The 24,751-nt window shown below is 69.5% G+C and carries 24 protein-coding genes; 13 read left to right on the forward strand and 11 right to left on the reverse strand.

Translation table 11 applies throughout. From position 1 onward, the window contains the following. Positions 1-140: 140 nt before the first annotated feature. The gene (locus tag EQG70_RS08285) at positions 141-1,187 is read left to right on the forward strand and encodes a PRC and DUF2382 domain-containing protein (RefSeq protein ID WP_109267961.1); all 1,047 of its coding nucleotides are present in this window, start codon (positions 141-143) and stop codon (positions 1,185-1,187) included. A gap of 73 nt (positions 1,188-1,260) precedes the next feature. Here the strand turns inward: EQG70_RS08285 and EQG70_RS08290 are convergent, their stop codons facing one another. Continuing rightward, complete coding sequence (locus EQG70_RS08290; protein ID WP_109267960.1) at positions 1,261-2,451, reverse strand: MFS transporter; 1,191 nt, start codon at positions 2,449-2,451, stop codon at positions 1,261-1,263. Between the two features lie 205 nt (positions 2,452-2,656). Here EQG70_RS08290 and thrS point away from each other — a divergent pair, with 205 nt between their 5' ends. Both thrS and EQG70_RS08300 read left to right on the forward strand, forming a co-directional pair. Next, positions 2,657-4,774 (forward strand): threonine--tRNA ligase, encoded by a 2,118-nt coding sequence (gene thrS, locus EQG70_RS08295; protein WP_052133061.1) that lies wholly within the window; start codon positions 2,657-2,659, stop codon positions 4,772-4,774. Next, the gene (locus EQG70_RS08300; protein ID WP_017834420.1) at positions 4,771-5,349 is read left to right on the forward strand and encodes an HIT family protein; all 579 of its coding nucleotides are present in this window, start codon (positions 4,771-4,773) and stop codon (positions 5,347-5,349) included. Before thrS ends, EQG70_RS08300 begins: the two co-directional genes overlap by 4 nt. A gap of 49 nt (positions 5,350-5,398) precedes the next feature. Here the strand turns inward: EQG70_RS08300 and EQG70_RS08305 are convergent, their stop codons facing one another. Continuing rightward, positions 5,399-7,486 carry a M3 family metallopeptidase gene (locus EQG70_RS08305; RefSeq protein ID WP_109222902.1) on the reverse strand — a complete coding sequence of 696 codons (2,088 nt, stop codon included), beginning with the start codon at positions 7,484-7,486 and terminating at the stop codon, positions 5,399-5,401. A 903-nt stretch (positions 7,487-8,389) separates the two neighbouring features. Between EQG70_RS08305 and EQG70_RS08310 the strand changes: the two genes are divergently transcribed. Both EQG70_RS08310 and EQG70_RS08315 read left to right on the forward strand, forming a co-directional pair. After that, positions 8,390-8,812 carry a lycopene cyclase family protein gene (locus tag EQG70_RS08310; RefSeq protein WP_244296681.1) on the forward strand — a complete coding sequence of 141 codons (423 nt, stop codon included), beginning with the start codon at positions 8,390-8,392 and terminating at the stop codon, positions 8,810-8,812. A gap of 305 nt (positions 8,813-9,117) precedes the next feature. Beyond that, a complete protein-coding gene (locus EQG70_RS08315) occupies positions 9,118-9,891 on the forward strand; it encodes a GAF and ANTAR domain-containing protein (protein ID WP_109267959.1) in 774 nt (257 codons plus the stop codon). 25 nt (positions 9,892-9,916) lie between these two features. Here EQG70_RS08315 and EQG70_RS08320 read toward each other — a convergent pair whose 3' ends face one another. Next, on the reverse strand, positions 9,917-10,246 hold the full coding sequence (locus EQG70_RS08320; protein WP_176337466.1) for a hypothetical protein: 330 nt from the start codon (positions 10,244-10,246) through the stop codon (positions 9,917-9,919). A 14-nt stretch (positions 10,247-10,260) separates the two neighbouring features. Then, positions 10,261-10,992: a GAF and ANTAR domain-containing protein gene (locus tag EQG70_RS08325; RefSeq protein WP_109267958.1), complete on the reverse strand. Its 732-nt coding sequence runs from the start codon at positions 10,990-10,992 to the stop codon at positions 10,261-10,263. 296 nt (positions 10,993-11,288) lie between these two features. Here EQG70_RS08325 and EQG70_RS18115 point away from each other — a divergent pair, with 296 nt between their 5' ends. Together EQG70_RS18115 and EQG70_RS18120 are read left to right on the forward strand one after the other, a co-directional pair. Then, the gene (locus EQG70_RS18115) at positions 11,289-11,654 is read left to right on the forward strand and encodes a hypothetical protein (protein ID WP_035929040.1); all 366 of its coding nucleotides are present in this window, start codon (positions 11,289-11,291) and stop codon (positions 11,652-11,654) included. Beyond that, positions 11,651-12,289, forward strand: a complete 639-nt coding sequence (locus EQG70_RS18120) for an NAD(P)-dependent oxidoreductase (protein ID WP_035929034.1) — start codon at positions 11,651-11,653, stop codon at positions 12,287-12,289. The genes EQG70_RS18115 and EQG70_RS18120 overlap by 4 nt, the downstream gene beginning before the upstream one ends. 496 nt (positions 12,290-12,785) lie before the next feature. Here the strand turns inward: EQG70_RS18120 and EQG70_RS08335 are convergent, their stop codons facing one another. Continuing rightward, the gene (locus EQG70_RS08335; protein ID WP_035929032.1) at positions 12,786-13,211 is read right to left on the reverse strand and encodes a hypothetical protein; all 426 of its coding nucleotides are present in this window, start codon (positions 13,209-13,211) and stop codon (positions 12,786-12,788) included. 475 nt (positions 13,212-13,686) lie between these two features. Here EQG70_RS08335 and EQG70_RS08340 point away from each other — a divergent pair, with 475 nt between their 5' ends. After that, entirely contained in the window at positions 13,687-14,319 is a 633-nt protein-coding gene (locus EQG70_RS08340; RefSeq protein ID WP_109267956.1) for a recombinase family protein, read from the forward strand. 137 nt (positions 14,320-14,456) lie between these two features. Here the strand turns inward: EQG70_RS08340 and EQG70_RS08345 are convergent, their stop codons facing one another. The 5 genes from EQG70_RS08345 to EQG70_RS08365 form a co-directional block, all read right to left on the reverse strand. Next, entirely contained in the window at positions 14,457-14,876 is a 420-nt protein-coding gene (locus tag EQG70_RS08345; protein ID WP_017831922.1) for a hypothetical protein, read from the reverse strand. 605 nt (positions 14,877-15,481) lie between these two features. Further along, the gene (mscL, locus tag EQG70_RS08350) at positions 15,482-15,874 is read right to left on the reverse strand and encodes a large conductance mechanosensitive channel protein MscL (RefSeq protein WP_031282206.1); all 393 of its coding nucleotides are present in this window, start codon (positions 15,872-15,874) and stop codon (positions 15,482-15,484) included. A gap of 369 nt (positions 15,875-16,243) precedes the next feature. Then, positions 16,244-16,444 (reverse strand): antitoxin, encoded by a 201-nt coding sequence (locus tag EQG70_RS08355; protein ID WP_017831924.1) that lies wholly within the window; start codon positions 16,442-16,444, stop codon positions 16,244-16,246. Between the two features lie 233 nt (positions 16,445-16,677). Further along, positions 16,678-16,989 (reverse strand): winged helix-turn-helix domain-containing protein, encoded by a 312-nt coding sequence (locus tag EQG70_RS08360; protein ID WP_017831925.1) that lies wholly within the window; start codon positions 16,987-16,989, stop codon positions 16,678-16,680. Further along, positions 16,986-17,453, reverse strand: coding sequence for a hypothetical protein (locus EQG70_RS08365; protein WP_017831926.1), 468 nt, complete (start codon positions 17,451-17,453; stop codon positions 16,986-16,988). The genes EQG70_RS08360 and EQG70_RS08365 overlap by 4 nt, the downstream gene beginning before the upstream one ends. A 226-nt stretch (positions 17,454-17,679) precedes the next feature. Between EQG70_RS08365 and EQG70_RS08370 the strand changes: the two genes are divergently transcribed. From EQG70_RS08370 to EQG70_RS08385, 4 genes are all read left to right on the forward strand, one after another. Further along, positions 17,680-18,273 (forward strand): recombinase family protein, encoded by a 594-nt coding sequence (locus EQG70_RS08370; protein ID WP_109267954.1) that lies wholly within the window; start codon positions 17,680-17,682, stop codon positions 18,271-18,273. A gap of 357 nt (positions 18,274-18,630) precedes the next feature. After that, positions 18,631-19,824, forward strand: a complete 1,194-nt coding sequence (locus tag EQG70_RS08375) for a heparan-alpha-glucosaminide N-acetyltransferase domain-containing protein (protein WP_109267953.1) — start codon at positions 18,631-18,633, stop codon at positions 19,822-19,824. 418 nt (positions 19,825-20,242) lie between these two features. After that, on the forward strand, positions 20,243-20,791 hold the full coding sequence (locus tag EQG70_RS08380) for an AAA family ATPase (protein ID WP_109268239.1): 549 nt from the start codon (positions 20,243-20,245) through the stop codon (positions 20,789-20,791). Positions 20,792-21,629: 838 nt separating this feature from the next. Beyond that, positions 21,630-22,748, forward strand: a complete 1,119-nt coding sequence (locus EQG70_RS08385) for a heparan-alpha-glucosaminide N-acetyltransferase domain-containing protein (RefSeq protein ID WP_244296683.1) — start codon at positions 21,630-21,632, stop codon at positions 22,746-22,748. Between the two features lie 63 nt (positions 22,749-22,811). Here EQG70_RS08385 and EQG70_RS08390 read toward each other — a convergent pair whose 3' ends face one another. Next, on the reverse strand, positions 22,812-23,108 hold the full coding sequence (locus EQG70_RS08390; RefSeq protein ID WP_138976462.1) for a hypothetical protein: 297 nt from the start codon (positions 23,106-23,108) through the stop codon (positions 22,812-22,814). A gap of 498 nt (positions 23,109-23,606) precedes the next feature. Here EQG70_RS08390 and EQG70_RS08395 point away from each other — a divergent pair, with 498 nt between their 5' ends. Then, the gene (locus EQG70_RS08395) at positions 23,607-24,716 is read left to right on the forward strand and encodes a heparan-alpha-glucosaminide N-acetyltransferase domain-containing protein (RefSeq protein ID WP_244296684.1); all 1,110 of its coding nucleotides are present in this window, start codon (positions 23,607-23,609) and stop codon (positions 24,714-24,716) included. Positions 24,717-24,751: the final 35 nt, after the last annotated feature.

Below are 24,751 nucleotides of genomic sequence, written 5' to 3' on the forward strand. Positions count from 1 at the left end.
ATTGGCCAGCGAACTGATTGCCAGTATGGTTACTAATAACAGCGGACGAGCTGCACCCCGCCTCCCCGGGCGGAGATCGTCCGCGGCGAGCCCCCCGTCCAGGGGAGCCCGTTGCCTCGCAGAATAGAGAAGGAGTTCTCATGGCTACGTACGACGTGAACGCACTGCTGTCCGCCACCGCCTACGGGTCGGACGGCGACAAGATCGGCAAGGTCGAGCAGGTCTTCCTGGACGACAACACCGAAGAGGTCACCTTCGTGACCGTCAACACCGGTCTCTTCGGCACCAAGGAGAGCTTCGTCCCCGCCGACGGCGCCCAGCAGGACGGCGACCGCCTCGTCCTTCCCTACACCAAGGACGTCGTCAAGGACGCCCCGAACGTGGACGCGGACCAGCACCTCTCCCCGGCCGAGGAGGAGGAGATCTACCGCTACTACAAGATGAACTACTCCGGCACCGACGACCGCGACCGCACCGACCGTGACCGCACCGCCGGCGTTGCCGGCACCGCCGGGACCGCCGGCGCCGCAGGTCTCGCCGACCGCGACGACCGCTACGCCGCGGACACCGACCGCAACGCCGTCCCGGCGACCGGCACTGCCGGCTACCCCGAGAACGACGGGTACGCCGACACCGACCGTGACCGTGACCGCACTGCCGGGATCACCGACGTCGACACCGACCGCGACCGCACCGCGGGGGTCGCCGACGTCGACCGCGACCGCACCGCCGGGCTCACCGACCGTGACCGCACCGACAGTGTCGACAACGGCGTGGTCCGCCACGAGGAGCAGCTGCACGTCGGCAAGGAGCGCCAGGAGACCGGCCGCGCCCGTCTGCGCAAGTACGTGGTCACGGAGAACGAGTCCGTGGACGTGCCCCTCGAGCGCGAAGAGGTCCGTGTCGAGCGCACCCCGCTGAGCGGCACCGAGGCCACCGCCGGCACCATCGGCGAGGAGGACGTCGAGGTGACCCTCCACGAGGAGCGCCCCGTCGTCGCCAAGGAGACCGTGGGCGTCGAGAAGGTCGGCCTGGAGAAGGAGACCGTCCGCGACACCGAGCGCGTCGACGCCGAGGTCCGCAAGGAGCAGGTCGAGGTCGAGACCGACGCCGAGCGCGGCACCGGCCTGACCGACCGCAACCGCGGCACCGGCCTGACCGACGACGATCGCCGCGACCGCATCTGATCGCACCCGATCGACTCCGGGGCCCCCGTCACCGTTCTGGTGACGGGGGCCCCGTCGTCGTGCCGGACGCGGTTCACCCCGCTGCCCGCCGGGCCCGCGTGCCGGGCACGGCCGCGTAGTAGACCAGGCCCAGCGCGACCACCGCCGCGGCCGCCACGTACATCCCCCGGTAGCCCAGCGCAGGGACCAGGGCCCCCATGAGCATCGGGCCCAGGGCCACCCCCACGTCCATGCACAGGAAGTAGGTCGACGTGGACAGCCCCACGCGGGTGAGCGGGGCCGAGCGGACCGCGGCGGCCTGGGCCGCCGAGAGCACCGCCCCGTAGCCCACGCCCAGCACCGTGCCCGAGGCGAGCACGAGGAACGGCGAGTCCGCGGCCGCGAGCAGCAGCAGCGCCACCACGAAGAGCAGCAGCGACGGGTACAGCACCGCGTTGTCCCCGCGCCGGTCCTGCAGCCGGCCCGCGAACGGGCGGCTCACCAGGACGGTGACGGCGTAGGCCACGAAGTACGCGCCCGCGGGGCCCACGAGGTCCGCCTGCACGGCGAACGGGTTGAGGAAGGACAGGACTGCCGAGTACCCCACGCCCACGAAGAGCATGAGCGCCGAGACGGGCAGGGCCCGCGCCTCCACGAACTGCCCCACGGAGAAGGACCGCAGCCCCGCCCGCTGCTCGGCGGAGAGGCTCAGCTCGGGGACCCGGGTGACGGCTCCCACGGCGAGGCCCAGCAGGGCGACCGCCGTGCACACCCCGAAGAGCGTGTCGTAGCCCACCGCCGTGGACAGGCTCAGTCCCGCCAGGGGACCCAGCGCGGCGGCCAGGGTGGTGGAAAGCATGAAGTACCCGGTGCCCTCGCCCCGCCGGTGCGCGGGGATGAGGGCCTGGACGGACGCGGGCAGCACGGTGGTGGCCATGCCGAAGCCCACGCCGTTGAGCACCCGCACCACCAGCAGGCCCCAGAAGCCGGTGTCGAGCAGGTAGGCGGCGGCGCACAGCGCCAGCAGCAGGAGCGCGGCGAGCAGCACGCGCCGGCGCCCGAGCAGCTCCATGTACTTGCCGGTGAGCAGCCGCGCCAGGACCGCCCCGACGATGAAGGCGCTCGTGGCCACCCCGGCCAGCGCCTCGTCCGTGCCGAAGCGCTCCATGGCGTAGAGCGCCATGACGGTCATCAGCAGGTAGAAGTTCATGGAGATGAGGAACTGGCCCGCCCACATCAGCACGAAGCCGGCGGTCCACAGCCGGTGCGGCGGGGGAGAGGGCACCTCCCCTCCCGGTGCGGGCGGGTCGGGCGGTCCGGGAACGTCTGCGGGCATCGGGTGGCCTCACCTCCGCCGGCCATCATCTCACCGCCGCGGTCCCCACCGGCCGACAGGTACCATCGATGCAGTGCGCGCCGCCCGCCGGTGCCGCTGCCACGCGCCCCCCGTACCGGTGCGTGCCGATCCCGACCCGAGGAGCACCTTCCCCATGACCACCGTGCCCGAGCACCAGCCCGAGTCCGCCCCCCTCACGATCACCGTCGACGGCGAGCAGCGCACGGTGGGGACCGGGACGTCCGCCGCGGACCTGTACCGCGAGGACCGCTCCGTGGTGGTGGCCCGGGTCAACGGCGTGCTCAAGGACCTCGCCACCGGGCTGGCCGACGGGGACGCCGTGGAGCGGGTGCTGATCTCCGAGCCCGAGGGCCTCGAGGTGCTGCGCCACTCCGCCGCCCACGTCATGGCCCAGGCCGTGCAGCAGCTGCACGAGGACGCCAAGCTCGGCATCGGCCCGTACATCACCGACGGCTTCTACTTCGACTTCGACGTCGAGCAGGCGTTCACGCCCGAGGACCTCAAGGCCATCGAGAAGCGGATGCAGCGGATCGTGAACTCCACCCAGTCCTTCCGCCGCCGTGCGGTGAGCGAGGAGGAGGCCCGCGCCGAGATGGCGGACGAGCCGTACAAGCTCGAGCTCATCGGCCTGTCCCAGGGCCCCGGCTCCGGCGCGGACGTGGACGCCGCCGCGGAGGGCGCCTCCGTGGAGGTCGCCGCCGGCGAGCTGACGATCTACGACAACGTGGACCGCAAGACCGGGGAGACGGTCTGGAAGGACCTGTGCCGCGGCCCGCACCTGCCGGACACCAAGCTGATCGGCAACGGCTACGCCCTGATGCGCTCGGCCGCCGCCTACTGGCGCGGCTCCGAGAAGAACAAGCAGCTCCAGCGCATCTACGGCACCGCGTGGCCGTCCAAGGAGGACCTCACCGCGTACAAGAACCGCCTCGCCGAGGCGGAGCGGCGCGACCACCGCCGGCTCGGCTCGGAGATGGACCTGTTCTCCTTCCCCGACGAGCTCGGCTCCGGCCTTCCGGTGTTCCACCCCCGGGGCGGGATCATCCGCAAGACCATGGAGGACTACTCCCGGGAGCGGCACACGGAGGCCGGCTACGAGTTCGTCTACACCCCGCACATCACCAAGGGCCACCTCTACGAGGTCTCCGGCCACCTCGACTGGTACCGCGAGGGCATGTTCCCCGCGATGCACGTGGACGAGGAGCGGGACCCGCAGACCGGGGAGCTGACCAAGCAGGGCCAGGACTACTACCTGAAGCCCATGAACTGCCCGATGCACAACCTCATCTTCCGCTCCCGGGGCCGCTCCTACCGGGAGCTGCCGCTGCGCCTGTTCGAGTTCGGGCAGGTCTACCGGTACGAGAAGTCCGGCGTGGTGCACGGCCTGACCCGGGTGCGGGGCATGACCCAGGACGACGCCCACATCTACTGCACCCGGGAGCAGATGAAGGCGGAGCTGACCACCACGCTCGGCTTCGTGCTGGACCTGCTCAAGGACTACGGGCTGGACGACTTCTACCTCGAGCTCTCCACCAAGGACCCCGAGAAGTTCGTGGGCTCGGACGAGCTCTGGGAGGAGGCCACGAACACCCTCGCCGAGGTCGCGGCCGAGTCCGGGCTGGACCTGGTCCCGGACGCCGGCGGCGCCGCGTTCTACGGCCCGAAGATCTCGGTGCAGGCCAAGGACGCGATCGGGCGGACCTGGCAGATGTCCACCATCCAGCTCGACTTCAACCTGCCAGAGCGCTTCGACCTGGAGTACCAGGCCGCCGACGGCACCCGGCAGCGGCCCGTGATGATCCACCGTGCCCTGTTCGGCTCCGTGGAGCGGTTCATGGGGGTGCTGGTGGAGCACTACGCCGGGGCGTTCCCGGCGTGGCTGGCCCCCGTCCAGGTCGTGGCGATCCCGGTGGCCGAGGCCTTCAACGACTACCTGCAGGGCGTGGTGGACACGCTGCGGGCCCGCGGCGTGCGCGTGGAGCTCGACGCCGGCTCGGACCGGTTCCCCAAGAAGATCCGCACCGCCTCCAAGGAGAAGGTCCCGTTCGTGCTCATCGCGGGCGGGGAGGACGCCGAGGCGAACGCCGTGTCCTTCCGCTTCCGCGACGGCTCGCAGGACAACGGCGTCCCCGTCGGCGAGGCCGTGGAGCGGATCGTGGCGCACGTCCAGCGCCGCATCAACGAGGAGCCGACGGCCGCCGCCGCCGAGGACCCCCGCGCCGCCGCGGAGACGGCCGGGGTGGGGCAGTGACCGGTACGGCGCCCGACGCCGGGCCCCCGCACCACTGGATCCGCCAGGACGAGTTCGAGATCCCCGGGGTGCCCGACAGCTTCCAGCGGCTGTGGACCCCGCACCGGCTCGCCTACGTGCGCGGCGAGGACCCGTCCGTGCGGGAGGACCCCGGGTGCCCCTTCTGCAACGGCCCGCAGCGCGCGGACGAGGAGTCGCTGATCGTCCACCGCGGCGAGCACTGCTTCGTGATCCTCAACCTGTTCCCGTACAACCCCGGACACCTCATGGTCTGCCCGTACCGGCACGTGGCCGATCTGACGGAGCTCGAGCCGGCGGAGCTGCGGGAGCTCACGGACCTGACCCGCACCGCGGTCGCCACGATCCGCGGCGTCGCGTCCCCGCACGCCTTCAACGTGGGCATCAACCTGGGGGCCGCGGCCGGCGGCTCCCTCTCGGGGCACCTGCACCAGCACGTGGTGCCCCGCTGGAACGGGGACGCCAACTTCATGCCCGTCCTCGCCGGGACCAAGGCCATCATGCAGACCCTCGGGGACACCCGCCAGGACATCGCCGACGCCTGGCCCGCGGCCTGATCCGCGTCGTCGTCACACCCGGGCCCTCCGCCCCCGGGCGCCGCGGCGCTCAGCCGCGGGCGTCCTGGGCGGGAGCACCGCGCCGCTGGTGGACGAACTCCTCCCGCGGCTGGAGTCCGCGCCGCTCCAGCAGCGCGCCGAGGTGCGGGCGGCGTCCCAGCAGGGCCTCGAAGGCCTCCATCGGGGCGGTCTCGTTGCCCCGGGAGAGCACCTCCTCGGCGAAGCGCCGCCCGTTCTCCCGGGTCGGTCCGCCGCGGGACGCGAACCACTGCGCCGTGTCGGCGTCGAGGATCTCGGACCAGATGTAGGAGTAGTAGCCCGCGGAGTAGCCGCCGGCGAAGATGTGCTTGAAGTACCCGGTCCGGTAGCGCGGGGCGATGCCGTCCACGTCCACCCCGGCGCGGGCGAGCGCCTCCTGCTCCACGGTCCGGGGGTCCGGCAGCTCGGCGGGGTCCTCGATCCCGTGCCACGCGAGATCCAGGTAGGTCGAGGCGAGGTACTCGACGGTCCGGTAGCCCTGCCCGTGCGCGGACGCCTCCCGCAGGCCCGCGAGGGTCTCCTCGGGGATCGGCTCGCCCGTGCGGTGGTGGCGGGCGTAGTGCCGGAGCACCTCCGGGTGCAGCACCCACATCTCGTGCACCTGGGAGGGGTACTCCACGAAGTCCCGCGGCACCTTCGTCCCGGAGAACGAGGGCAGGTGCACGTCGGAGAGCAGCCCGTGCAGCGCGTGGCCGAACTCGTGGAAGACCGTCACCACCTCGTCCAGGGTCAGCAGCTTGGGCCTGCCCGCGGGCGGCCGGGTGAAGTTCGCGTTGTTGACGACGACGGGGCGCTGACCGGTCAGCCGGTTCTGGTGCACCAGCGATCCCATCCAGGCGCCGCCCTGCTTGGTGGGCCGCGTGAACCAGTCGCCCAGGAACAGCCCCACGCCGCGGCCCGCCTCGTCGGTGACCTCCCACACCCGCACCTGCGGCAGGTAGCCGTCCAGGTCGGGGCGCTCGGTGAAGACCAGCCCGTAAAGCTCCCGGGCGGTGCGGAAGATCCCGTGCTCCAGCACGGACTCCAGCTCGAAGTGCTCCCGCAGCGCGGAGGCGTCCACGGCGTAGCGCTCCCGGCGCAGCCGCTCGGCCCAGAACGGCCAGTCCCACGCCTCGATCGGGTGCCCGGCCAGCTGCTCGAGCTCCGCCCGCTCCTCGAGGGCGTTGCGCACGGCGGGGCCGGTGATCCGCTCCAGCATCTCGTGCACCGCCTCCTGGGACGGCGCTGTGTTCCCGGCCATGACGTGGTCGCCGTGGCTGCGGTAGCCGAGCAGCCCGGCCTGCTCCGCGCGCAGCCGGGCGATCCGGGCGGCCACGGGCAGCAGGTCCGTGCGGCTCTGCGAGCCCTCGCCGCCGTGCTCGCCGGTGCCGCGGTTGACGGCGGCCAGATGGATCCGCCGGCGCAGCGCGCGGTCCGTGAGCACCGACAGCACGGGCTGCACGGTGAACAGCGAGGGCGTGAGCAGGTACCGGCCCGGCATCCCGTTCTCGGCGGCCGCGGAGGCGGCGGCCTCGACGTCCGTGGGGGACAGCCCGTCCAGCTCCGCGCGGTCGTCGACGAACACGGCGGAGGCGTTGACCTCCCGGATCAGGTCGTTGCCGTAGCCGATGCTCAGCTCCGAGAGCTCGTCGTTGATCTCCCGGAGCCGCCGCTGGTCGTCCAGGGTCAGCTCCGCACCGGAGTTCGCGAACCAGGAGACGTACTCGTCCAGGGCGCGCAGCTGCCACGGCTCCAGGTCGGTGCGGTCCACCCGCCGGACCCGGGCGTAGAGCTCCTTGTTGAGCGTGAAGTCCGCCTTGTGCTCCGACAGCCGCGGGGCGAGCTCCTGGTAGATCCGCTGGATGCCCTCCGTGTTGTGCGCGGCGGTCAGCGTGAAGAAGACCGACTCGACCCGGTCCAGGGCCAGACCCCCGCGCTCGAGGGCCTCGATGGTGTTGGCGAAGGTGGGCGGGTCCGGGTCGGCCAGGACCGTCCGCACGCACTCGAGGTCCTGGGCCATCGCAGCCTCGAAGGCCGGCAGGAAGTGCTCCTCCTTGATCCGCCCGAAGTCGGGCAGCTCGTAGGGGAGCGGGCTGGGGCGCAGGAGTGGGTTGTCCAAGGGCCGGCTTCTGTCGTGGTGGGCGGACTGGTGCGACCAAGACTAGCCTCCCGTGCAACGGGTGTGGACGCGGGTGCCGCCGCCGATGACGACGTCGACGACCCCTGACGGATCGGCCAGACTGGACATCGCCCCGAGGGTCACTGACGGTTTCGGGAGTGGCCGCAGAGATGCCTGCGTCCGGAGAAGGAGTGCCTTGCTCATGACCCACCCAGCGAGGGAGTACGACGTCGTCATTGCCGGCGGTGGACTTGCCGGGCGCAGCCTCGCCTTCTTCCTGAGCCGGGAACCAGGGCTGTCCGGGGCGCGGATCCTCATCATCGACGACGCCGGAGATCGATACCCGCACCGCTCCCTGATCTACTGGCACGACGGCGCCCTCCCGTTGCCCCTGACGCCCGCAGCCACGTTCACGAACCTCGCGGTTGACGCAGGACCTGCCCAGCGGGTGCTGCCGCTCGAGCGCCACCGCCTGTGCCTCACCTCGTCACGGGACGTTTTCCGATGCCTCGACGACGTCATCGATGCCAACCCTCAGATCAGCCGTCTCGACGCACGGGTTTCACGAGTACGGGCTCATGCCGACTCGGTGGACGTGGCCCTCTCCGACAGCCGGCTCGTCACGGCATCCCACTGCTTCGACAGCACCCTGCCCCCCCCCCGGCATCAGGGCACCACTGCTCATGTCGGGTGCGGACTGCGCACGCCTCCTTCGACCCGTCGGTCGCCACCTTCATCGAGTTCCGGTCCGGCGAACACGACCCCGTGCACTTCCACTGCGTCCTGCCGCTCTCAGTCCGGTAAGCCGTCGTCGAAGTCACCCGGATCATGCCGGGGAGGACTCCCACCCCGGAATTCTCGTTCGAGCAGGCAACGTCGGACTACCTGCGCCAAGTCTGGGGTGTGAACGAGTACTCGTCGTTGTCCGTGGAGCGAGGGTCCATCCCCTTGGGCATCCGCCTCCGTTCTCCGCGCGGCCGCCATGTGCGCATCGGATGTCCCGCCGGGGCCGTCAAGGCCACCACGGGCTACGGCTTCACCCGGATCCTTCGTCAGACCCAGCACCTCGCCTCCACGCTGGCCTCCACCGGGTCACCCGACGCTCCCCGGCCGTCCCCACGCTTCCGCTGGTACGACAGGCCCTTGCTCACGATGTGGGAACACGACCCCGAACATGCGGTGCACTTCATGAAAGCCGCGTTCACCTCCGGCGATGCTGATCTCGTCCTCGACTTCCTCGACGAACGGACCACGTTCGCACAGGAACGGCGGCTGCTCGGGTCCATGCCGGTCACGATGCTCCTGCAGCCGCGTCTCTGGATCTGAGCCCGTCATCAGGACCTCTCGTCCGGCCGAACCTGAAAACACCAACGGTCGGCACGCGGTCGCAACAGTTTCGACACCGGGGCACGGGGATCGCCGCGGGCCCCCGACGTCGTAGCACCCTGCCCGCAACGGGAGGTGGGGCTGTGCGCGGTTTTCGACGGCCGGGCATGTGCCGTCGAGCGCGCGGACGACGGCAGTCACGCTGTGGCGGTGTCCGGGATGGATAGACTTGGGGAGTGCTTCAGGAGTGAGGCGTAGAGAATCCAAGGTGCGTGGTCGCCACCGGGTATTTTTTGGGGGTAGTCATGGCTTCTTCGGACCGGACGTCGCAGGCCGACCCCGTCGGACTGACCGAGATCGCCGATGCGCTGGTGGGCCTGGGGGAACAGCTGCGCAATGCATCGGCCGACACCCTCGTGGAAGCGGTGATCGAGTACGCGGTGGAGGCGCTGCCGGGGGCGCGGTGGGCGAGCATCACCACGTTGCGCCAGGGGAGGTTCCGCACCCTGGCCGCCACCGCGGAGACGGCGTGCGCGGCGGACGCGCTGCAGTACGAGCTGGGGGCGGGCCCGTGCGTGGACACCGTGCTGGAGGACAGCGTGCACTGCTCGGCGGATCTGGCCCACGACCCCCGGTGGCCGGTGTACGGGGCCCGCGTCGCAGAGGAGCTCGGGGTGCGCAGCGCGCTGGCCTACCGATTGACCCTGGTGGCGGATCCGGAGCTGATCGCGGGACTGAACCTCTACTCCGACGTCACCGACGCCTTCGATGCGCACACCCAGTGGGCGGGCACGCTGCTGGCCACCCACGCCGGGTGGGCGGTGTCCATGGAACTGTCCAGGCAGCGGGCCGAGAACCTGGAGGCCGCGCTGCGGTCCAACCGGGAGATCGGCACCGCGATCGGGGTGCTGATGGCCCAGCACAAGCTCACGCGGGACCAGGCCCACGAGCTGCTGCGGGTGGCCAGTCAGGACAGCAACCGGAAGCTGGCCGAGCTCGCCACCGAGGTCGTCGAGACCGGGGAACTCTCGCTGCCGCGCCGGCCCGCTCGTTCTGCACCGCGGTCCCGGGACCGCTGAGGTCACCTGCTCGTGCAGGGGCGCGTCAGGACTCCTCTGCGCTGTCCTGGTCCCGAGTGCTGTGCTCGTCCTGCCCGATGCCGTCCTGGTCGTCGTGGTCGAGCAGGTCCGAGGTCTGCGGGATCCGCTGGGGCCGCTGCTCGTCCAGGAGCTCGTTGGTGGCATGTGCCAGCAGATCGCGCTGCAGGACCGGCAGGGTCAGGGAGTGGTGGAGAAAGGCATCGACCTCCATCTCCCCGGCGTCGCCGCCGATGCTGAAGTAGTGCACCCACAGCTGCCCCACCTCGATCCCGGCGGCCTCGAGGGCCTGGCGCACCAGGTGGGCCTGCTGGCGGCCTGCAGCACTGTCGTCCATCGCCACCGCACTCCTCAGCTGGTCGTGTCCGCGGCTCGTTCCACGACCCGGCGCGCGATCTGCGCCAGCGGCCGGCCCTGGGCCTGAGAAGCGCCGATCAGCATCCGCCGAGCGGTCTCGTGATCGGTGGCGTGGCGCTCCATCAGCATCCCGGTGGCGGTCTCCACCGCGGTGCGGTTGGTGATGGCCTGTTGCAGCGAGGCGCTGAGCCGCTGTGGGGTGTCACTGCCCTGGGCCGCCCCGAGAAGGGTGCCGGCGGCGGAGGCCAGCAGCACCAGCTGCTGCTCCGCCCGGGCGCTGAACGCGTTCCCGGCGGTGGCGTAGATCTTCATCGCCCCCAGGCAGTTGTCCCGGTAGAGCACCGGGGCGCTGAGCACCGAAGCGATCCCAGCCCCGGCCGCCGTGCGGGACCACTCCGGCCACCGAGTATCCGCGGCGGTGTCCTCGAGGCGCTGAACGGACTCGGTGGCCCAGTCGCTCAAGCACGGGCCGAGCCCCAGCTCGTACTGGGCTGTGTCGGCGGTCTCCACCAAGGTGTCGGTGGCCGCGGTGGAGGTCCGGCGTCCGGTCTCGTCGATCAGCGAGACCCCGGCCCCGGCCGCGGAGTCGATCAGATCCCGGGCCGCCAGGGCGAGCTGGGCGGCAGCGGCCTGAGCTGATTCCTGGCTCAGCAACATCCCCTGGATCCGGGCGAAGACCGCGCTCAGATCGGTGGCGTCCGCTGCAGCAGCGGTAGTGGGTTCCATTGGGGGCTCCCCGGTCGGTCGGGCAATTCCTGGCCCATGCAGGACGCGCGAGCCAGGGGGTCACCCCGTGCAGGGGACCAACAGTGCTCGGCCGCCCCTCGTCCTCAACGATACGCCAGCAAGGATCCGCCGGAGCAACACCCGGACCGGCACGGCGTCCCCGATCACTGGTGCAGGGAGATGTCCGAGCAGATCCATTCCCCGGCTGTCGCGTCGGGAATGGTCTAGGCTGTGACGTGGTCGAACAGCCGGCCCCACCCTTCCTCTTCCCGGGGGACCGCCGTGAAAGATCTGCTGTGTCCGACCCCAAACTCTCTGTGCTGGTGCGCGTGGACCTCGACGGCCGGCGCCTGCGCCTGATCGTCACCGGGTGCCTCAGCGCCGCCAACCAACAGGCCCTGCACCCGGTCATCGAGCGGGCTCGCACCCTCACCCCCGCCGCGGAGGTCCTCGTCGACCTCACCGCGGGCGGTCCCCCAGAACCGGCGGCCGTGGCGCTGTTGCGCGCCGGCATCGACCAGCAGTGCCGCGATCGTCCCGGGGGGCGGGTGGATCTCGTGCTGCCGGAACCAGATGCAACCACCGACCAGCGGCCGCGGGCCGGTGGCGTTCTGCTCAGCGGGACCGGTCGGGCGGCACGTGCCGGGTGGGAGGCTCGGTGAAGGTCGTGGTGTTCGGGGCGGACACGGACGTCGGCCGTGAGACCGTCACGGACCTCGTCTTCCGGGGACACCGGGTCAGCGCCGTGCTCACTGATCCGGCCCAGGCACCGGCGGAGTGGGCCGACCGGGTGCACCTGCGCGTCGGGGACCCGTTGGACGCGGCCGTGATCGACGCGGCTGTGGCGGACAACGAGGTGGTGATCGACGTGCTGTGTGCCGCACGCAGCCGGCGGCGGCCGAACCTCACCGTGGACGCGACCCGCGCCATCGTGGACAGCATGGCTGGCCACGGGCGCACCCGGTACATCGGTCTGCAGCCGGCGACCCTGGTCGACCACACCCGCTACCCGGACACCTGGCGGCGGACCGCCCGGCTGCTCTGGCAGGGGTGGTGCCCCCAGCTGTGCCGGGAGGCGGCCGCCGACTTCCATGCCATCGCCTCCTCCGCACTGAGCTGGACGCTCGTGCGCCACGCGCCGCTGACGGACGGACCGGTACGCGGGGTCCGCCACGTCGGGATGACCCACCGGGACGTGGTGGGGCCCTCGATCACCCGCGCCGACACCGCCCGGTTCCTGGCCGCCCAGGCGCTGGAGACCACATACATCTGCGCCGCCCCGGCCATCAGCAATTGAACCCCAGCACCCCACGGGATTCGTGGTGGTGCTGAACCGCAGGCGGCGGCCGGGTCGTTCCGAGCGCCTGCCTCGTGTGGCGAGCACCACGACCGGACGCCTCCTCTCCTTCCCGCCAGGGGAGGGTGGTGAGCCGGCCGCAGCACCACGGACCTGACAGGGGGCAGCGCGTGGCTCGGAACGCTCCGGGCCCTGCGTCCGGGACGGCGGTGGAACCACCGTCCCCTGCTTCAAGCCGGCACCACTACGACCTCGGGCGCGACGCCGGGGAGGTGGAGATACAGGCCTACCTGTACGAGGCCCTGCACCTGTCTCGCCTCCAGCGCAATGTCCTCGACCGCGCCGCCCACGAGCTCAACATCTACAGACCTGCCTCGCAGATTTGCTCATCACGGGGTTGTGGTGGCACCGATTCCACAGCGCACACCCAAACCTGTCGACCAGTGCAGGGCCGGTGCAGGAAAGCGGCGGTGATGACGGGTGGCCAACGGCAGGGTCACCTGGGAATCTGCATGGTCTCCTCGTCGAGGTCCTCGAGCACCCACTCCGAGACCTGTCCGGCCGGGACGACGACCGTACCGGCTCGAGGCCGCTGGGCCTGCTGAGTCGGTGCGGGAACGTCATCGGCCTCGGCGATGTAGACGGCCAGCGCTGCCGCGTAGCCGCTCGCCAGGGCCGCCCTCCACGCAGGGTGGTTGGCGTAACCGTGGTGACCCGGATCGGGGCTGCGCAGCTCCAGCCATTGCGCCCGAGGCAGTGCAACAGAAGCGGGAGGGGGTATCCGACATTGATGCAGGATCCAGGTGACGTCGGCCCAGCGGCCGGCGGGAGTCTCCACCATGGGGTAGTAGGTGGCGATCCAGTGGGCGGGGGAATGGGGGCGCAGTTCGACTGCCAGAGCCCCGGAGACAGAGGATGTCATGCCTTTTTCCTGTTCACAGGTCAAGGATCGAGACGGCCGGGGCTGGACCGCGACGCCGGGTCGGGAGGGAACCCCGTCGGCGATATTCCAGAGTAACCACTGAGCTGATCACTCAGGAAGCAAACTGAACAAGATGACAGCGACTCGTTTCTCAAGCCATGGGATGCGAGACGTCTCGTCCAAAAAATTTGCGGCCGCATGATTGTGAACCGCAACGAAAAGTGGCGGTGTTCTGACGGAGCTAAATGGCGGCATCGAGGTCTCGCTTCCCGCTCGGAGTCGTCGGACCGGCCGAGCTCGAGGTGATCGACGTGTTGATCGCTCTCGCGGGGACGTTCCACTTCCTTGGTAGTGGGACGGTTGGTCGCAAGAGCGTCAGATCGAGGTTGGCATCGGCGATTCCTGTTCCATAAGTTGGGTCAAAAGTACAGTTCCGTTTCAGCTGTACGGATCCGACCTTCGGTACGCTGTCGTCATGGATTTGGGTTATGCGCGGGTCTCGACGGCCAAACAAGACCTCGATCGGCAGATCGATGCCCTCCGACAGGTGGGGATCGCGGCGGAGCGGATCTATGTGGACAAGAAGTCCGGGGCCACGACTGACCGCCCCGGGCTGACCGCGGCGCTGGCTTATGCCCGGGAGGGTGATGTGATCGTGGTGCATACCTTGGACCGGCTGGGGCGCACCGTGCGCGACACTCTGAACCTGATCCATGATCTGGCCGAGCGGGGGGTGGGGGTGCGCAACCTGGCGGATCCGATCAAGGTGGACTCCACCAACCCCAATGATCCGATGGCGCAGTTGGCGGTGGTGCTGCTGGCTTTGTTCGGTCAGATGGAACGCACCTACACCCTGGAGCGGGCCGCCCACGCGAGGGCGGTGGCCACGGCCAAGGGGCGGCGGATCGGGCGGCCCTCCGTGGTGGATGCGGACAAGCTGGCCTACGCGGTGCACCTGCGCGAGACCGGGCACACCATGGCGCAGATCGTGGCGAAGACCGGGATCACCCGCACCACGCTCTACCGGCACCTGCCGCCCCAGCCGGTCGAGTCGGTCACGGTCGAGTCGGTCACTGCTGCCGAGGCCGAGCGGGGTGCCGCGGGCTGATCAGGTTACGGCGGTGGCTGGGGGTGGGCAGGGTCCGGTGTGGAGGTTGCGCTCCGGCCACGGGGTCAGCCACAGCTTCAGGTGGATCTCGTTCCACCTCGGGGTTGGTGGCCGGTCGATAGGTGATCGGGGTGGTTTCAGCAGTCCAGGTGCTGGAGATCGTCGAGCAGCCATTCCGTCAGCTGTGCGGCCGGCACCACGGTCGTGGCCGCACGCAGCTGCCGGGTTTCCTCGGGCGAAAGAGTCGCACCGGTGGTGTTCGCGGTTTCGGTGGTGTGCACGACTCGCGCGGTGGCATAGCCGGCGGCCAGGGCCGCACTCCAGAGCGGGTGGCGGTCGTATCCCGGGTGCGCCGGATCGGAGCTGCCGAGCTCCAACCACCGTGTCGAGGTCAAGGGGTAACGGGCGAGGGGCATCAGACACTGGTGCAGCACCCAGGTGACATCGGCCCAGCGGCCCGCGGGAGTGGCCACCATGGGGTAGTAGGTGGCGACCCAGTGGGTGGGGGAGTGCGGGTACAGCTCAACGGCGAGAGTCCCGGAGGCGGAGGCGTCCATGCCGGCTTCCTGGTTGCTGGTGAAGAATCACGTCGCGAAAGCGGCCAGGGATGAACCCCACTGCGGACGAAGACGAAACCCGATGGTGATGGTCCACGGTAGACACCACACGGACACCGAGGGAAGCACGCTGATCCTTGTGACCTGCGGCATCTTTCAACTGAGGGGATGCTTGACGTCTCATCCACGGTGGGTCGGCTGTTCGACTCGTGTGGGAGTGATGCCGGCCATAGGTCATGTCGCGGGATCCCCATGGGTGGTGCGATCGGGAGCCAATGCGACCCTCACGGCCAGCGTCACAGGATGTTGCGCGGCGCCGGCTGCCCGGTGTTCCCGCCCCACACCATTCCGGTGCGGTGGAGCGCCGCTGTGGTTGGTTGTGGCTTAGCACTCCCAGATCGGATCCCTTGCGCCTGAGGTCTCGCTCCCTCGGGGCCGAGTCGCTCATAGGGTCGAGGCGCTCATGGGGTCGAGGTGCTCACCAGGGCGAGGTAGTGACGACTGCTGTCCGGGTCTGGCTTGACGGGTGTCACCTCGTCCGGAGGACAGGAACGGGGGGCCTGCCCCGGGGTAGGGACAGGCCCCCGTCAAGGATGGGTTTGAACTCAGGAGCGCTGTTTGAGGGAGTCGCGGATCTCGGTGAGCAGCTGCACCTGCGGGTCGACCTCCTCCTCGGCCGGGGTGATGCCCAGGCGCCGGTTGCGGGCCTCGATCAGCTTGTTCATGGGCATGATGATCGCGAAGTACACGGCGGCGGCCACGAGCAGGAAGTTCACCAGCGCCGTGAGCAGCACCCCGAACTTGATGTCGTTGCCGTTGAGAGTGACCATCGCGAACGAGTCGAAGTTGGGTGAGCCCACCAGTGCGGAGATGGCGGGCATGAGCACGGACTCGACCAGGGCGTTGACGACCTGGGCGAAGGCGGCGCCGATGATCACGGCGACGGCGAGGTCCAGGACGTTGCCCTTCATGATGAATTCTCTGAATCCTTTAAGCATGCGCTCAGACTACCGGTGTTGAGCTCCCCCGGAGCCGCTCCCATCCACCTTTAGAGACGCTTTCGAGAACTTGCGATGCGCCGGTGGCGGCATATCGGTCTGAGCGGCCACTACTGTCGGCACCCACGGGTTCTGTATGCCCGTCTCCTGCGGGTGGACAGGGGGGTGGCACCGGGTGCAGGGGGCGGGTCTTGACGGGGAGAGCGGTAGTAGCCGGCTCGGAGTGCGCAGCAGCGGGTCGGCCCGATGTCGGGGGATCCGCCTCCCGTGCCCGGGTCGGGGCGCCGGTTCTTCGAGCTCAAGGGGGCGGGCACGGCGCGGGCCTCGGTCCCCCAGGGGGGGGCCGAGGCCCGTGATACCCCGTCTGGATCAGCCTTGCTGGTCCTCAGGGTTCTGCCCGCCGAGCAGGCCGCCGGCGTGTTCCTGAGCCTGGTCCACCTGGTCCTGGAACTTGTTGCCGGTGTGGTCATCGACCATGTCGCCGCCGCGCTGGATGCCCTGCTCCACCTTGTCCGGGTTCTCGCCGGCGAAATTCTTAGCCTTGTCCGCAAAGCCTCCGATGTCCACCATGCTGACTCCTTCCTCGATCGGTCAGGGCGAATCCTCTCCGCCCGGGAACTCCCCAGCCTGGAGCACCGCTTCGATTCATGTCAATCGATCGCCGAAAAGACCCAGGGTGTGGAAGTGCGCACGGTAAGGGGTGCGCGATGACTCGTCCGGGAAAAGGGATCAGCCCCTCCAGCCGGGCAAATGAGGTGGCTGCTCCTGGCTGTCCTGTTCCGGAAAAGGGAACGTCTGAACCTCTACACGCCCTCAGCGATGGCGCGCAGAGCCTCGAGGTGACCGGTGTAGGCGGTGCGCCCGGTGGGAGTGAGCGAGAGCCAGGTGCGGGGGCGTTTGCCGACGTAGCCCTTGCGGATCTTCACGTAGCCGGCGGCCTCGAGCTGGGCCGCCTGTTTGGAGAGCACCGAGTCGGAGACCTCCACGGTGTCGCGCACCCGGGCGAACTCGGCCTCGTCGACCTGGGCCAGGGCCGCGACGATGCTCAGGCGCACCGGGGCGTGAATGAGCTCGTCCAGCCGGTGCCGGGCGTGGCGTCCTGCCCTGGTGCTCATCTGGCCCCCCAGCGGATCACGACCGCAGCCACCAGAGCGGGAACGGCGGCCACGGTCGCCCCGGCGGCGACCATGGGCCAGGTATTGGGGGAATTCTGGGCGGAGAGGTTCAGCCACGGCAGCACCACGGTCAGCGTCAGCACGAAAGAGGCTGCGATCCCGCCCCGCGACCACGCCTTGGCCCGGCGCGGCACGGTCCGCGCCACCCGCTCGATCCAGCACACCGCTACCACCCAGGCAACTACGAACACCGCGGTGGCCACGGTATAGCTCACCCGGTCGGAGCGCATGTTCTGGGCGGCCATGTAGAGGACCGTGATCACCCCGAACACCGCCGTCGCCCCGGCATGCACCGCACGGTCTCGGGAGGTGACCAGGGGACGGCTCCGGATAGCGTCCAGCCGCTGCCGGGCTTGGTCGGGGGTGAGGTGATGGCCCACGGGGTCCTCCTGCAGAAAAGACATGATGTCACGATCAAAGCAAATACTTTCCACTCTCACAAGTATGTGCCTTGGACCAATTGCTGCTCATCAGCCCACCGCCCCTCCCAACTCAAGGGATGCGAGACGTCTCGTCTGAGAAATTTGCTCCCGCATGTTTCCGCGGTTCGACCTGTCTCGCATCCTTGTGCTTTATCCATGCCCCTAGAATTAGCTACTCAACGTGTGTTGCGAGACAGATGAGGTAGACGTGGGGAAGCTGATCGGGTACGCACGTGTCTCGACACGGCAGCAGGACGCAGATCGTCAAGTGTCTGACCTCTTGAATGCCGGTGTACGGCGCGATGACGTCTATGCCGACCATGGAGTGTCTGGAGGCCGTGGCTCGCGCCCTGCCTTCGATAAGGCGGTGGCTGCGCTGGAGGAGGGCGACACTCTGGTGATCACCACGCTGGACCGGCTGGGGCGGTCGACGCAGAACATGCTGGCGTTCGCCGAGGCGCTGCGGGGGAGAGGTGCCGGGTTGCGGGTGCTCAATCTCGGTGGGGGAGACGTGGATACCGCCACCCCGATGGGTTCAATGGTCTTCACCGTCATGGCCGCCCTGGCGCAGATGGAACTGGAGATCAAACGGGAGCGGATCACCGACTCGGTGGCTAAGCGCCGGGCCGCCGGCAAGGATCTCGGCGGGCGACGGCAGACCTTCACCGACTCCCAGATCCGCAACGCCCTTCGGCTGATCGACGGTGGGGAACCGGCCACCCAGGTCGGCCGGGATCTCGGCATGTCGAGAGCCACCCTGTATCGGCGGATCCGTGAGCTCCCCATGCCGACAACAGTTTGAGCGAACGTTCGTCGAGGCGTTCAGTGATGCGTCAGTTTCGCCGTCATCGGGCCTGACACCATCCGGGACACGTGCGCATCGACTGGCGGATCGGTTCGGCGACCGTAGCGTGCTGGACGGGTGCGGCGGACATCCCTCGTGCGTGCACGGTGGGGCACGCAGGACTTCACGGAATCTTGAGGATTACTCAACTGGAGCGCCAGGTGCAGCAGAGATCCTGAGCGCAGGATGGTCCCGGAGGTTGGGACCTCAGATACGGCTCGACTCTGGACCCTGAGGGTGCTGGGGCGGGCCCGGAAGGTCGGGGGACCCATGCGTTGGACGTCCAGAACGGAAGAACCTGCTCTGGTGGGTGCCATGGGCGGTGCCTGCGGGCCCTCGGGGTGGTTGTCCGGCATCGACGCGGCCCGCGGGCTGGCGTTGATCGGGCTGATCTCGATGCAGATCTTGTCCGAGTATGTCGATGCAACCCAGGAATCGACCTGGTCGCACCTCTTCTCCTCGGGGGATGCGGTGGCACTGTTTGCCCTGCTGGCCGGGGTCGGACTGGCGCTCAGTTCCGGGGGGCGGTTCCCGCACACCGGCAGGTGGTTGGCTGCCGATCGGGTGGGTGTGGCCGTGCGGGCGGTGCTGATCGCCGTGGTGGGTCTGGGGGCCGGGTTGCTGCTGCCCGCAGACGCCGCGGCGGACAACCTTTTGATCTACTACGCGGTGTTCCTCCTGCTGGTGATCCCGTTCCTCCACTTGTCGGCGACGGCGTTGTTCGTCTGCGCGGCGGTCTCTTGGATCGTGGGTCCGCTGCTGATGCAGGGCATGGCAGAAATCCTTCCCGCATACAGCCCATCCAATCCTGCGTTCGCCGACGGGGTGGGGGAGCCTGCGGGGATGGTCCCCCATCTGTTGTTGACCGGCACCAACCTGACCTTGCCGTACATGACCTGTCTGCTGGTCGGGTTGGGCCTGGGGCGGGTGCACCTGCGCGACACGGGGATCCAGGGTCGGCTGCTGACGGTGGGAGCGGGACTGGTGATCTTCGCCCAGACCACCTCCGCCTTCGTGTCCTACGCCTTCGGCGGGTATGACCGGTCGCTGACCACCGGTGGGATGGGCGAGAACGAGCTGGCGGAGGTGCTGGTGCGGGGCCCGGGTTCTTTGCCCACCGATCCTGCTTGGTGGCTGGCGATCACCACCCCGCACACAAATCCTCTATGGGAGATCGTCGCCAGCCTGGGCGTGGGACTGCTGGTGCTGGGGAGCTTCCTGCTGGTCTCCCAACAGTTTGGGGCATGGTTGCTGCCGCTGTCGGCGATGGGATCGATGACTCTGACCCTGTACACCGCGCACCTGGTGGCGCTGTCCTTCCAGACCCCCTACGACCAGCCCTACCTGTGGTACGTCATCCACTTGGTGGTCGCGGCGCTGCTCGCGGTGGCCTGGCAACGAGCACTGGGTCAGGGACCGCTGGAGCGGGTGCTGAGCACCAGCGTGGAAACGACCCGCCGCACCGTACTCCACTGCCCCCAGCGCCCCCACTGGATCCACCGGATGTGAGCACCAGACGAGGCAGACTCTCACACGCCGCGCCAGCCACAGCAGATGGATTCCTCAGTGGCGGGCGCGGCTCGGAGCTGTTGGCTCCGGTCAGTCTTCGGGTGGATGTCGGGTCAGGTGGATTCGAAAGCCGGCTCCGCGCCCAGGTCGAGGGGCCCACCCTGGGCCGCGACCAGAGCCTTACGGATGGCCAGGCCCAAATCCGAGCCGCCCTGGTGGGCTTCCCGGCCGGTGTTGGCGCTCGTGGGCCAGATCGGCACAAAGTACGCCAGGCCCCTCCCAGACGGAAAGACGGAGCAGTGTCCCGTTCAGCAGCATTAGGAGCATCCCGATGAAGGGGCGCCGCAGGCACCCTGCCGCTGGGGCACCTCGAGGGCGGCGGCCCGGGGCCCTGCCGGCTCGCCGGGCGCGGACCGTGGTGCTGCTGGGCGTCGACGGGGCCGGGAAGACGACCACCGCCGCGGCACTGGTGGCGGCGGAGGAAGAGGCGGGGCGGGAGGCGGTCGTGCTGCGCAACCAGTCCGGCCGCCGCTGGCTGGCACGCACCTCGGCGCGATGGGGGGTGGAGGTGCCGGCGCGGTGGGCGGACCGGTTGGAGACCGTGGTGCGCACCGCCAACGTCCTGGTCTCCCAGGTGCGTGCCGCACACCGGGACGGTCTGGTGGTGATCGATCGCCACCTGGTGTGCCAGTCGGTGCTGCGGCAGGTCCGGGGGCTGCCGCCGGGCCGGGCCCTGCCGTGGCTGGCGGTCAGGGCGCTGCGCGGGGCCGTGGTGGTGGTTCTCGACGTCCCGGCCGAGACCGCCCGTGCGCGGATCCTCGCCCGCGGGCAGGACCACGAGTCGCTGGAGTACCTGCGCGCGGCCCGGGCTGCCTATCTGGAGCTCGCCGGTGCTCTGGGCTGGACCGTCGTGGACGCCACCGGGGCGCCCGAGTCGGTTCTCGCCCGGATCACCGGCCTGTGCTGACCCGTGCAACCACAGATAGTCCAGGGCCACGCTCGACCAGCGCATCCGGGAGCCGTCGGCTCTGGGCTTCTGACGGGGTTGCCATGCGGTGCTGGCCCCACGCGTGTTGTCATGGGCTGGAGGGCGCCACGAATGTCGCAGGCTTCCCTTATCGGCTCCGGGGCCGATCGTTGAGCTTAAGTAAAGGGAGTGTGTAGCTTCCATCAAGCATGGTCTCCAGCGGGCTCGGGCCCTGTTTTTTGGGTTGCAGAAGACGTAGCTTTCCCTTTGGGAACCCCCAGTTCTCATCGGCCGGTGCCCCGGGCAGTGCCTCGGGTCAGCGGTGTGAGGGTGCCCCGGCTCAGCTTCCGCTGAAGCCGGGGCACCCTTTCTTCAATGGGAGACGTGGTGACGGTGGCCGGCGTCCACGAGGGTCCAGGGGCTCAGTTACGCATCTTCCGTCCTGACCGGTTCGGAGACGGCGTCGGAAGGGGCCGTCCATGGGGGCCCTTCCGCACGAGCCGCCTCGGCAGCCGAACCCGCTTTCACAGGTGATTCTCAGACAGCGGATACCCCAGCTATATCCGCCCTTGCTGAAGTAAATCCTGTACCGGGCGTCGTGGCCTGGTCCGGTGGGCAGGGGGCCCGTCGGTGCAGCACAGGGGGACAGCTCGGCATGACAGATTTCCAGGGACACCCGGGGCGCAGCGCCCCGTGGACACAGGACGGTCCACGAGTGCCCACCACTCGGACGGGGGCAGGGGCTGCTGCGGGGAACGATGCCAGCGCCGCGGCCACCGGGGCGGGCAAGCGGCGCCTGGTCGGGGTGGACGCCGCCCGCGGGTTGGCGTTAATCGGGATGATCTCGATCCACATCATGCCCTCCTGGGACCCGGTCTCTTTCGAGCCCACCGCGCAGTGGACGGTCTTCGCCGGGCGCTCCGCGGCCCTGTTCGCCCTGCTGGCCGGGGTGGGCCTGGCCTTCTCCACCGGTGGCCGCACACCGCACACCGGGCGGACGATGACGGCGGACCGGGTGGGGGTGGTGGTGCGCGCGGTGCTGATCGCGGGCCTGGGACTGGCGATCAACGAGGTCATCCCCGGCGACACGATCGATGAGGTCCCGGCGGTGAACATCCTGGTCTACTACGGGGTGTACTTCCTGCTGGCGATCCCGTTCCTGTCCCTGTCCGGACGGGCACTGTTCGCCTGGGCAGGATTCTTCGCCCTGGCCGGTCCGGTGCTGATGCACGTACTGCGGGAGACCCTGCCGGGTTTCGAGCGGCACAACCCGGTCCTGGGCGACCTGCTCACCGCCCCTGCCGCCACGGCGGCCCAGCTGCTGCTGACCGGGACCTTCCCCGCGCTGCCGTACCTGGCCTATCTGCTGGCCGGATTGGCGATCGGGCGCCTAGACCTGGGGCAGGCCCAGGTGCAGGCCCGGTTGGTGGTGGGCGGGGTGGTGCTGGCGGCCGCCGCGTGGGTGGTCTCCTGGGTGCTCATCCAGCAGGCCGGTGGTTTCGAGCAGCTGGTGGCCCGCACCCCAGGGCTGGACGAGGAACTGGTCAACGACATCATCGTGTGGGGTCCTGAGCCGGCGCTGCCCACGACGACGTGGTGGTGGCTGGCGGTGGCCGGGCCCTACACCAACACCCCGATGGCCCTGCTGCTGGGCCTGGGCTCGGCCACAGCGGTGCTGGGTCTGTTCCTGCTGCTGGCCCGCGGGGCCGGACGCTGGTTGCTGCCGCTGAGCGCGATGGGCTCGATGACGCTGACCGTGTACTCCGCCCACCTGCTGGGGTTGTCCGCGGAGGTGCACTACGACCAGCCGGTGTGGTTCCTCATCCACGTCGGGGTCGCCCTGGTGTTCGCCCTGCTCTGGCGACTGGCCTTCGGGCAGGGCCCGCTCGAGCGTGTTGTCGCCGGGATCGTGCGCGCCGCCCGCCGGCTCGTGCTGGGACGGCAACCTCGGACCTGAGCCCCGGTTCCGGACCCGCACCTTGGCTGTGTGCTCAGGGTCAGCCGCGGTCCGGGGCGGGGTTCACGGAGCCGTTGCCACCACCACGGTAGTGGGGGCGGGCAGGGCTAGGTGCTCCGGTGGCGCTTCGTCGGTGGTGACGTGCAGATCCATCAGCGTGGAGCCCTCCAGCAACGGCAGCACCGTGCCTGCCAGCAGGGCCAGGGCCGCGCTGTAGGCGGCCGCTGGGGTCTGGGCCGCCAAGGAGAGCCGCACGGACACACCGGGGGCGCCCGTGCAGCGGACCACCCCGTGACAGGAGGCGATGGACGCCCGCACCGCCGCGATCACCGGCTCCTCCACCCGCTGGGTCGTTCGCACGGAGGCCTCCACGGCCCACCGGTTCGTTCCCCGCACACCGGCCCGACTGGTCTCGCTCATTGGTCCCCCAACCCCTGCCCTATCGGGAGCGGGCTGCTCCACGGGGTGCAACGACCCCCGTGGTCCCATCGTGGGGAGCGGAAGCCGCGCGGGGCAAACCTCGGCCGTGCAGAAGATGCTTTTGCGGCCACTGTGACGCCCACAGGTGCCGGACGCACCCACCGCCGGCGCAACTCCGTCGGAATCTTGACGGAATCTTGAGGATCTCGCGAGGTGGCCGCCAAACGTGGACGAGACCCTGAAGTCAGATCGGCCCCGGACACTCCGGGGCCGCACGCTTCGCCGACCCGGGAAGGGCCGGCACGATCAGGGGGAGTCATGAGCGCGATGTCGCGAGCGGAGAGAACCGATCCAGGGGGACTCGACGAGGCACTGATCCGGCCCACACGCCGGTTGGTGGGGATTGATGCGGCGAGGGGGCTGGCGCTGATCGGGTTGATGGCCATCCACATCCTGCCGTCTTGGAACGAGGAGACCGGGGAGGCCAGCTTCACCTGGCGGGTGTTCTCCGGGGACTCCGCGGCCCTGTTCGCCCTGCTGGCCGGGGTGGGGTTGGCACTGACCTCCGGGGGGCGCCACCCGCACGAGGGCAAGACGATGACCGCCGACCGGATCGGGCTGCTGGTACGGGCGGTGCTCATCGCCGCAGTCGGTCTATGGATCGGGACTCTGATGTCGGAGGACCCGCCGGCCTACAACATCCTGATCTACTACGGGGTGTTCTTCCTGCTGGCGATCCCGTTCCTGCACGCCGGCCCGAAGGCGCTCTTCATCTGTGCGGCGGTCTTCGGCATCGTGTCCCCGCTGCTGATGCAGGGCCTGCTCGACCAGCTGCCCGCCTGGAGCTCCTACAACCCCACCCTCACCACCGTGCTGGCTGAACCGGGGGCCACGGCCTCCCAGCTGCTGCTCACCGGGTCCTACCCGGCCCTGCCCTACATGACGTACCTGCTGGTCGGGATGGGGCTCGGACGGCTGAACCTGCGCAAGCAAGAGGTCCAGATCCGGCTGCTGGTCATCGGCATCGGGGTTGCGATCTTCGCCCAGACCACCTCCTACTTCCTGCTCTACGCCTTCGGCGGCTACCAGCGGCTGCTGGACGCTTCCTCGATGGACGAGCACGAGCTGGAGGAAGTGCTGGTGTGGGGCCCGGACTCCCTGCCCACCTCCACGGTGTGGTGGCTGGCGATCGCCACCCCGCACACCAACACCCCGCTGGCCATCGCGGCCAGCCTGGGCGTGAGCCTGGCCGTGCTGGGAGCTCTCCTGCTGATCGCACGCAAGGCCGAGGCCTGGCTGCTGCCGCTGGCAGCGATGGGTCTGATGACCCTGACCCTCTACACCGCCCACCTGGTGGCGCTGTCCTTTGAGATCCACTACGACCAGCCCTACCTGTGGTTCATCATCCACCTGGTGGTCGCAGCACTGTTCGCGGTGGCCTGGCACCGGGCCCTGGGTCAGGGCCCGCTGGAACGGGTGATCGGGCTGTCCGTGAAGGGCACCCGCCGGGCCGTGCTCCACGGGAACTCCGGGTCCTCGCACGGGTAGCTGGCGGTGCACCCCCTCACGGGCCGTGCCCGGAC

The organism is Kocuria rosea, from assembly GCF_006094695.1.
GTDB classification, from domain to species: domain Bacteria; phylum Actinomycetota; class Actinomycetes; order Actinomycetales; family Micrococcaceae; genus Kocuria; species Kocuria rosea.

Bases quoted from the DNA above. Each gene is read 5' to 3' on its own strand.
- EQG70_RS08335 (WP_035929032.1), bottom strand. From the start codon at position 13,211: ATGACATCCTCTGTCTCCGGGGCTCTGGCAGTCGAACTGCGCCCCCAT.
- thrS (WP_052133061.1), top strand. From the start codon at position 2,657: ATGACCACCGTGCCCGAGCACCAGCCCGAGTCCGCCCCCCTCACGATC.
- EQG70_RS08365 (WP_017831926.1), bottom strand. From the start codon at position 17,453: ATGTCTTTTCTGCAGGAGGACCCCGTGGGCCATCACCTCACCCCCGAC.
- EQG70_RS08340 (WP_109267956.1), top strand. From the start codon at position 13,687: ATGGATTTGGGTTATGCGCGGGTCTCGACGGCCAAACAAGACCTCGAT.
- EQG70_RS08285 (WP_109267961.1), top strand. From the start codon at position 141: ATGGCTACGTACGACGTGAACGCACTGCTGTCCGCCACCGCCTACGGG.
- mscL (WP_031282206.1), bottom strand. From the start codon at position 15,874: ATGCTTAAAGGATTCAGAGAATTCATCATGAAGGGCAACGTCCTGGAC.
- EQG70_RS08375 (WP_109267953.1), top strand. From the start codon at position 18,631: ATGGGCGGTGCCTGCGGGCCCTCGGGGTGGTTGTCCGGCATCGACGCG.
- EQG70_RS08315 (WP_109267959.1), top strand. From the start codon at position 9,118: ATGGCTTCTTCGGACCGGACGTCGCAGGCCGACCCCGTCGGACTGACC.
- EQG70_RS08355 (WP_017831924.1), bottom strand. From the start codon at position 16,444: ATGGTGGACATCGGAGGCTTTGCGGACAAGGCTAAGAATTTCGCCGGC.
- EQG70_RS08345 (WP_017831922.1), bottom strand. From the start codon at position 14,876: ATGGACGCCTCCGCCTCCGGGACTCTCGCCGTTGAGCTGTACCCGCAC.
- EQG70_RS08385 (WP_244296683.1), top strand. From the start codon at position 21,630: ATGATCTCGATCCACATCATGCCCTCCTGGGACCCGGTCTCTTTCGAG.
- EQG70_RS08360 (WP_017831925.1), bottom strand. From the start codon at position 16,989: ATGAGCACCAGGGCAGGACGCCACGCCCGGCACCGGCTGGACGAGCTC.
- EQG70_RS08395 (WP_244296684.1), top strand. From the start codon at position 23,607: ATGGCCATCCACATCCTGCCGTCTTGGAACGAGGAGACCGGGGAGGCC.
- EQG70_RS08325 (WP_109267958.1), bottom strand. From the start codon at position 10,992: ATGGAACCCACTACCGCTGCTGCAGCGGACGCCACCGATCTGAGCGCG.
- EQG70_RS08320 (WP_176337466.1), bottom strand. From the start codon at position 10,246: ATGGACGACAGTGCTGCAGGCCGCCAGCAGGCCCACCTGGTGCGCCAG.